Annotated in this window: 8 protein-coding genes and 1 pseudogene; 8 read left to right on the top strand and 1 reads right to left on the bottom strand. The window is 69.0% G+C overall.

Translation table 11 applies throughout. From position 1 onward, the window contains the following. A pseudogene (locus ACWEN3_RS37125) lies at positions 1–843 on the bottom strand (chromosomal replication initiator protein DnaA); the annotation flags it as partial. Between the two features lie 396 nt (positions 844–1,239). On the opposite strand from ACWEN3_RS37125, the gene rpmH reads away from it, so the two are divergent. From rpmH to ACWEN3_RS37085, 8 genes are all read left to right on the top strand, one after another. After that, entirely contained in the window at positions 1,240–1,377 is a 138-nt protein-coding gene (gene rpmH / locus ACWEN3_RS37120; RefSeq protein WP_015659252.1) for a 50S ribosomal protein L34, read from the top strand. A 21-nt stretch (positions 1,378–1,398) separates the two neighbouring features. Further along, positions 1,399–1,770, top strand: coding sequence for a ribonuclease P protein component (rnpA, locus tag ACWEN3_RS37115; RefSeq protein ID WP_452980320.1), 372 nt, complete (start codon positions 1,399–1,401; stop codon positions 1,768–1,770). Continuing rightward, positions 1,767–2,141, top strand: a complete 375-nt coding sequence (gene yidD / locus ACWEN3_RS37110) for a membrane protein insertion efficiency factor YidD (RefSeq protein ID WP_452980317.1) — start codon at positions 1,767–1,769, stop codon at positions 2,139–2,141. Before rnpA ends, yidD begins: the two co-directional genes overlap by 4 nt. 3 nt (positions 2,142–2,144) lie before the next feature. Further along, entirely contained in the window at positions 2,145–3,422 is a 1,278-nt protein-coding gene (yidC, locus tag ACWEN3_RS37105) for a membrane protein insertase YidC (RefSeq protein WP_452980314.1), read from the top strand. Positions 3,423–3,437: 15 nt separating this feature from the next. Continuing rightward, positions 3,438–3,950 carry a Jag family protein gene (locus tag ACWEN3_RS37100; RefSeq protein ID WP_452980311.1) on the top strand — a complete coding sequence of 171 codons (513 nt, stop codon included), beginning with the start codon at positions 3,438–3,440 and terminating at the stop codon, positions 3,948–3,950. A 117-nt stretch (positions 3,951–4,067) separates the two neighbouring features. Then, the gene (gene rsmG / locus ACWEN3_RS37095; protein WP_452980308.1) at positions 4,068–4,784 is read left to right on the top strand and encodes a 16S rRNA (guanine(527)-N(7))-methyltransferase RsmG; all 717 of its coding nucleotides are present in this window, start codon (positions 4,068–4,070) and stop codon (positions 4,782–4,784) included. 291 nt (positions 4,785–5,075) lie between these two features. After that, on the top strand, positions 5,076–6,149 hold the full coding sequence (locus ACWEN3_RS37090) for a ParA family protein (protein WP_452980323.1): 1,074 nt from the start codon (positions 5,076–5,078) through the stop codon (positions 6,147–6,149). Then, positions 6,146–7,246, top strand: a complete 1,101-nt coding sequence (locus ACWEN3_RS37085) for a ParB/RepB/Spo0J family partition protein (RefSeq protein ID WP_452980305.1) — start codon at positions 6,146–6,148, stop codon at positions 7,244–7,246. The genes ACWEN3_RS37090 and ACWEN3_RS37085 overlap by 4 nt, the downstream gene beginning before the upstream one ends. The last annotated feature ends 74 nt before the right edge of the window (positions 7,247–7,320 follow it).

Below are 7,320 nucleotides of genomic sequence, written 5' to 3'. Positions count from 1 at the left end.
GACGTCCGGCCGGCCGGGGCCCTGGCGGTGCGCCGGGCCGCCCGTCGGCTGCTCGGGCCGCTCGCGGCGGACGGGGTCGCGCTGGTCGTACTCGGTCCGCTCCGGCTCGTACTCCGAGCGCTGCGGCTCGTAGCCCCGGCGGTGCGGCTCGTAGCCCTCGCGCGGGCTGTCGTACTCGCCGCGCTGCCGCTCGTAGGAGGGGCGGTCCATGCCCTGCGGGCGGTAGTCCCGCGCCGGCGTGCCGTAGGCGTCCGGTCCGGAGCCGTAGGCGTCCTGGGACGACGGCGACGCGTAGGGGTCGCGCTCGGGGAAGCCGAGCCGCGGCTGCTGCCAGCCGTACTCGTCCTGCCCGGAGCGCGGCCAGGCGCCGGGTTCCGGGCGCTGGTACTCGGACGGATAGGCGGGCCGGGCCGTGGGCAGCTGATCGGCGCGCGACGGCGGCTCGGTGCCCGGGAGCTGGTCGGCGCGGTGCCGCCCGTAGCCCTCGTACGACGGCCCGGAGGGCAGCTCCGGCTCCTCGTAGCGCGGCTTGGGCGCCTGCTGCGCGGCGGGCGCCGGCGGCTCGCCCGCGGAGTCGTCCACGGTGATCGCGATGCGGATGGGGCGGCCGCACTCGCGGCTCAGCGTCTCGCTGACGATCGGCGCGAGACGGCCCTCCAGTACGCCCTTCGCGAATTCGTTCGGTACGGCGAGCAGAGCGGTGTCCGCGACCAGCGCGAGCGGCTGGCAGCGCCGGATCCAGTGCTCGTCCTTCGACTCGACACCCTGTCCGCGGCCCTCTCCGAGGAGCTGCTCCAGTACTCGTGGCCACACTGCGGCAAGATCGGCAGGTACGTCAGCCACAGGGCACGCTCTCTCACAGGTCCCACGAACGTGTGATCGCGGGAGGGGTCGGGGGGTACTTCGGGTGGTCGGCGGGGCAAATCCGCCGGGGCGGGGGACAACAGAACGAATGGGAGTTCAGCCACGGTAGTCAGCGCGGCCGGTACGGTTCAAGTTGTTGTCCCCAGCCTGTGGATAGTGTCTCTCCGTGACCCTCGGTTTGACCGGATGGCGTAGCCCCGCGTACCGTAACCAGGTCGAGTTGTCGATGGCTGCTGCCGCCTGCCTCCGATGGGCACAGATCACTTCAGGTGATCGGGAAGCGGTGCACTCGGGCGTGACGCGAGCTACTCGTGGGCGCACGGTGACAGCCAGGACGGCACCCCGCCACTACCGATTTATTTCTGGAGCCCCCGAGTGAGCAAGCGCACCTTCCAGCCGAACAACCGTCGTCGCGCGAAGACCCACGGCTTCCGCCTGCGGATGCGCACCCGTGCCGGCCGCGCGATTCTCGCGAACCGTCGTGCCAAGGGTCGCGCCAGCCTGTCCGCCTGATTCTGATCAGGTCATGACGTCGTGCTGCCTACCGAGCATCGGCTGAGGCGGCGCGAGGACTTCGCGACCGCGGTACGACGGGGCCGCCGGGCAGGCCGCCCGACGCTCGTCGTCCACCTTCGTAGCGGTGCCACGGACCCGCACGCGCCTGGGGAGAGCGCTCCTCCGACGCGTGCGGGTTTCGTCGTGAGCAAGGCCGTGGGTGGCGCGGTCGTGCGCAACAAAGTGAAGCGCAGACTGCGCCATCTGATGCGTGACCGAGTCGTCCTTTTTCCCCCCGGTAGCCTGGTAGTCGTACGAGCGCTGCCCGGAGCGGGCGACGCAGACCACGCACAGCTGGCCCGAGACCTGGACGCCGCCCTTCAGCGGCTGCTGGGAGGGGGCGCGCGATGAAGTACCCGCTGCTGGCTCTGATCAAGCTCTACCAGTGGACGATCAGTCCGCTGCTGGGTCCGGTGTGCAAGTACTACCCGTCGTGCTCCCACTACGGCTACACGGCCATCGACCGGCACGGTGCGATCAAGGGAACGGCACTCACCGCCTGGCGCATCCTCCGGTGCAATCCGTGGTCGCTCGGCGGTGTGGACCATGTTCCGCCGCGCAAGCGCCCGCGGTGGCACGAAATGCTGCGCGACGCCTGGAGCGCACGCAGGGGCGGGCCCTCCGCCGCCGAACCGGCCATCGAAGCGGAGCCTGGGGAGTCCCCTCCCGAGCTTCCTCCGAGCCCGGCCGCAGAGACCTCGTCCCATGCCCAAGGAGCATGATTAGTGGACACGATTGCCAGCCTGTTCAGCTTCATCACGACACCCGTTTCCTGGGTCATCGTCCAGTTCCACAAGGTGTACGGCGCCGTCTTCGGCCCTGACACCGGGTGGGCCTGGGGCCTGTCGATCGTGTCCTTGGTGATCCTGATCCGTATCTGCCTGGTCCCGCTTTTTGTGAAGCAGATCAAGGCGACCCGGGCCATGCAGACGCTGCAGCCCGAGATGAAGAAGATCCAGGAGCGCTACAAGAACGACCGGCAGCGCCAGTCCGAAGAGATGATGAAGCTGTACAAGGAGTCGGGTACCAACCCGCTCTCCTCGTGCCTTCCCATCCTGGCGCAGTCCCCGTTCTTCTTCGCCCTCTACCACGTGCTCAACGCCATCGCGACGGGCAAGACGATCGGTGTCCTCAACGAGCCGCTGCTCGCCAGCGCCCGTAAGGCACACATCTTCGGTGCCCCGCTGGCCGCGAAGTTCACGGACAGCGCGGACAAGGTCGCCGCTCTCGGCGCCTCGCTGACCGACGTCCGGGTCGTCACCGCGATCATGATCGTGCTGATGTCGGCGTCGCAGTTCTACACGCAGCGCCAGCTGATGACGAAGAACGTCGACACCACGGTGAAGACGCCGTTCATGCAGCAGCAGAAGATGCTGATGTACGTCTTCCCGGTCATGTTCGCCGTCTTCGGCATCAACTTCCCGGTCGGTGTCCTCGTCTACTGGCTGACCACCAACGTGTGGACCATGGGCCAGCAGATGTACGTCATCCACAACAACCCGACCCCGGGTTCCAAGGCCCAGGCCTCCTACCTGGACCGTCTGACCAAGCACGTCACGAGCCACGGCAAGGTCCGCCGGCGCAGCGAGAAGGCCATCGTCAAGGCCATCGTCGCCAAGGGCCGCGACCGCAACGAGTTCGAGCGCAAGTTCGTCAACGCTCTCAGCAAGGCCGGCCTCGCCGCCCAGGCGGACGGCACCGTGGCGAAGAGCGTGGCCCAGGCCGAGGAGCAGACCGAGGACGGCGTGACCACCACCACCGCCACCGGTGCGGCCGCCAGGCGCCAGCAGCCCAAGCGCCAGTCCAAGGCCCAGCGTCAGTCCGGCGGGGCCAAGCAGGCGGGCGACTCCCCCTCTCTGGAGAAGTCCGACGAGCCGCAGGACAGCAAGCCCGCCGCTGCCGAGCAGGCCGATCAGAAGCCCGGTTCCGGCACCCGCAGCAAGGCCCAGTCCGGCCAGCGCAAGGGTGGCCCGCAGCGGCCCAAGTCCCCGTCCAAGAAGTAAGAAGGAGCCCATCCCGTGACGGAAGGCACCACCTCCGCCGCTGCCGAGGGTGCAGACACCCTCACCCGCCTGGAGCAGGAGGGTGAGATCGCGGCGGACTACCTGGAGGGTCTGCTGGATATCGCCGACCTCGACGGCGACATCGACATGGACGTCGAGGCCGACCGCGCCTCTGTGTCGATCATCAGCGACACCGGCGGCCGCGACCTGCAGAAGCTGGTCGGCCGGGAAGGCGAGGTGCTGGAGGCGCTGCAGGAGCTGACGCGTCTGGCCGTGCACCGGGAGACCGGTGAGCGCAGCCGGCTGATGCTGGACATCGCGGGGTACCGGGCCAAGAAGCGGACCGAGCTGTCCGAGCTGGGCGCCAAGGCCGCCGCCGAGGTGAAGAGCACCGGCGAGCCCGTGAAGCTCAAGCCGATGACCCCCTTCGAGCGCAAGGTCGTGCACGACGCGGTCAAGGCCGCGGGGCTGCGCAGCGAGTCCGAGGGCGAGGAGCCGCAGCGGTTCGTCGTCGTGTTGCCGGCCTGATCGGCCCCCTTGTTTGACCGGCCCCGTCTGTTGAGCAGACGGGGCCGAACTTTGTCAGCCTGGTAGTTCTGGTGGCCGGTGCACGAAGCACCGGTGCTGTACGGAAGGACGGTCCCCGTGACGGAGGCAGCGGAGCTTCCCCCCGCGCCCGAGCAGGCGCGCGAAGTGTTCGGTGATCGCTTCGCCGATGCGGTCCGCTACGCGGAACTGCTCGCCGAGGCGGGCGTGCAGCGTGGCCTGATCGGCCCGCGGGAAGTGCCCCGCCTGTGGGAGCGGCATCTGCTGAACTGCGCGGTGCTCTCCGAGGCCGTCCCCGAAGGGGTGACGGTCTGCGACGTCGGCTCCGGCGCCGGGCTGCCGGGCATCCCGCTCGCACTGGTCCGGGACGACCTGAACATCACCCTGCTGGAGCCCCTGCTGCGGCGCACCAACTTCCTCACCGAGGTCGTCGAGCTGCTCGGCCTGGACCACGTCACCGTGGTGCGTGGGCGGGCCGAGGAGGTCCTGGGAACGCTGTCGCCGGTCCATGTGGTGACGGCCCGTGCCGTGGCCCCGCTGGACCGCCTGGCCACCTGGGGGATCCCGCTGCTGCGCCCGTACGGCGAGATGCTGGCGCTCAAGGGCGACACGGCCGAGGAGGAACTGAAGGCCGCGGCCACGGCGCTCAGCAAGCTCGGTGCGGTGGAGACGTCTATCCTCCACGTGGGTGAAGGCGTCGTGGACCCGCTGTCCACGGTGGTGCGGGTCGAGGTCGGGGAGAGCCCCGGTGGTGTCCGCTTTGCCGCCAAACGGGCGAAGGCGGCACGAACGGGGCGCGTCCGCCGTCGCCGTTGAGCCGTTCCACGGCGGAGCGGTTCTGATCCGCCCCGACGACGAGACGTACTCCACACAAGCTGCCAAACCCATGCACGACGGAGTGTCGCGCAGGTCCGGTCGCCGCCGCTGTGCATCGTGTTTCACGTGAAACGTCGCTCACTGCTGCACGGCATCATCAGTCGCGGCCGCGCTGCGGCCGAACCCCGGGACCGGAAGCCTCTTGGTTCACTCCGAGAGGCGGCGGAGTTGTCCACAGAGGTGGATTTCTCCACAGAAGAACCGGCCTCACTGGTTCACGACCCCGAAGGCATGGGAGGCTCTGTTCATTGCGAGCCTGAAGTCGAGGAGAGTGAATCCGTGCGGTCCGACGCCAACATCGCGGGACCGATGACCGATCCGGTCCCCGGTCCCCGTACCGAGTCGATGGGGGCGGATGTTTCACGTGAAACACCGCCCCCGATGGACGACACTCCCATCGGTCGTGCGGCCCAACTGGCGGTGGAAGCTCTCGGCCGCGCCGGCGAAGGCCTGCCGCGACCGGAGCAGACTCGAGTCATCGTTGTCGCCAACCAGAAGGGTGGCGTGGGTAAGACGACGACGACCGTCAACCTTGCCGCTTCGCTGGCTCTGCACGGTAGCCGTGTCCTGGTGATCGACCTCGACCCGCAGGGCAACGCGTCCACGGCCCTCGGGATCGACCACCACGCAGAAGTTCCCTCCATCTACGACGTGTTGGTGGAGAGCAAGCCCCTGGCCGAGGTCGTCCAGCCCGTTCCGGACGTCGAAGGCCTCTTCTGCGCCCCCGCCACCATCGATCTCGCCGGTGCGGAGATCGAGTTGGTGTCCCTGGTGGCGCGGGAAAGCCGGCTGGAGCGAGCGATCCAGGCGTACGAGCAGCCGCTGGACTACGTCCTCATCGACTGCCCGCCCTCGCTCGGCCTGCTGACGGTCAACGCGCTGGTCGCGGGCCAGGAGGTCCTCATCCCGATCCAGTGCGAGTACTACGCGCTGGAAGGCCTGGGCCAACTGCTGCGCAACGTCGATCTGGTACGGGGGCACCTCAACCCCGACCTGCATGTGTCGACCATCCTGCTCACCATGTACGACGGCCGGACGCGTCTTGCCTCCCAGGTCGCGGAAGAGGTGCGCACCCACTTCGGCGACGAGGTGCTGCGGACGAGCATCCCCCGCTCGGTCCGTATCTCCGAGGCGCCGAGCTACGGGCAGACGGTGCTGACTTACGATCCTGGATCGAGCGGTGCCCTCTCGTATCTTGAGGCGGCCCGAGAAATCGCGCTGAAGGGCGTAGGCATCAGCTATGAAGCGAGCCAGGCCCATATCGGCGCCCAGAACGATCCGAGCATGGTGGAGGGGATCCAGTGAGTGAGCGACGAAGGGGGCTGGGCCGTGGTCTCGGTGCGCTGATCCCTGCCGCACCGGTCGAGAAGAACCCGGCTCCGGCCGCGATGGGTGGGTCAACGCCCACCTCTCCCGCAGCCGTTCCGGCGCTGGCGACCGACCGTGGGGTGGCCGCGGCGAAGGTGACCACGTTGCAGCCTGTTTCACAGGGAACCGAGGAGTCGGCGGCGAGCCCGGTCGTGGAGGCGCCCGCCCCTCCGATGGGTGCCCACTTCGCCGAGATCCCCCTCGACGCCATCACGCCGAACCCGCGCCAGCCGCGTGACATCTTTGACGAGGACGCCCTCCAGGAGCTGGTGACCTCCATCAAGGAGGTCGGTCTCCTGCAGCCCGTCGTCGTACGGCAGCTGGGGCCCGCCCGCTATGAGCTGATCATGGGCGAGCGCCGCTGGCGCGCCTGCCGTGAGGCCGGCCTGGAGGCCATCCCGGCGATCGTCCGGGCCACGGAGGACGAGAAGCTCCTCCTGGACGCCCTGCTGGAGAACCTGCACCGCGCACAGCTGAACCCGCTGGAAGAGGCGGCCGCCTACGACCAGCTGCTGAAGGACTTCAACTGCACGCACGACCAGCTGGCCGACCGGATCGGGCGCTCCCGCCCCCAGGTCTCCAACACCCTGCGTCTGCTGAAGCTCTCGCCGACGGTCCAGAAGAGGGTCGCCGCCGGAGTGCTCTCCGCGGGGCACGCCCGGGCGCTGCTGTCCGTGACGGACTCGGAGGAGCAGGACCGGCTGGCCCACCGCATCGTGGCCGAGGGTCTGTCGGTTCGGGCCGTCGAGGAGATCGTGACCCTCATGGGTTCGCGGCCCCAGAAGCCTCAGCGGGCCAAGGGACCGCGCGCGGGGTCCCGGCTCTCCCCGGCGCTGAACGAGCTGGCGACGCGGCTGTCGGACCGCTTCGAGACCCGGGTGAAGGTCGACCTCGGGCAGAAGAAGGGCAAGATCACCGTCGAGTTCGCCTCCATGGAGGACCTGCAGCGGATCCTGGGCAGCCTGGCTCCGGGTGAGGGTCCGGTGCTCCACAACGAGGTGCAGGACGGTGTGGCGGAGGACCAGGACGACTGATCCCGTGTGACCCCGCTCGGTCGCCATTCGGTGGTGCAGCGGCGGGCCGTGTCCGGTGTACCGGAACACGGCCC

The organism is Streptomyces sp. NPDC004561 (genome assembly GCF_053602155.1).
Note: the sequence above shows the minus strand (reverse complement) of the source record. Positions and strands in the feature narration are given on the sequence as shown.

What these genes read in the sequence shown, in the direction of transcription:
- yidD (WP_452980317.1), top strand. Translation starts at nt 1,767, where the DNA reads ATGAAGTACCCGCTGCTGGCTCTGATCAAGCTCTACCAGTGGACGATC.
- ACWEN3_RS37090 (WP_452980323.1), top strand. Translation starts at nt 5,076, where the DNA reads ATGGGAGGCTCTGTTCATTGCGAGCCTGAAGTCGAGGAGAGTGAATCC.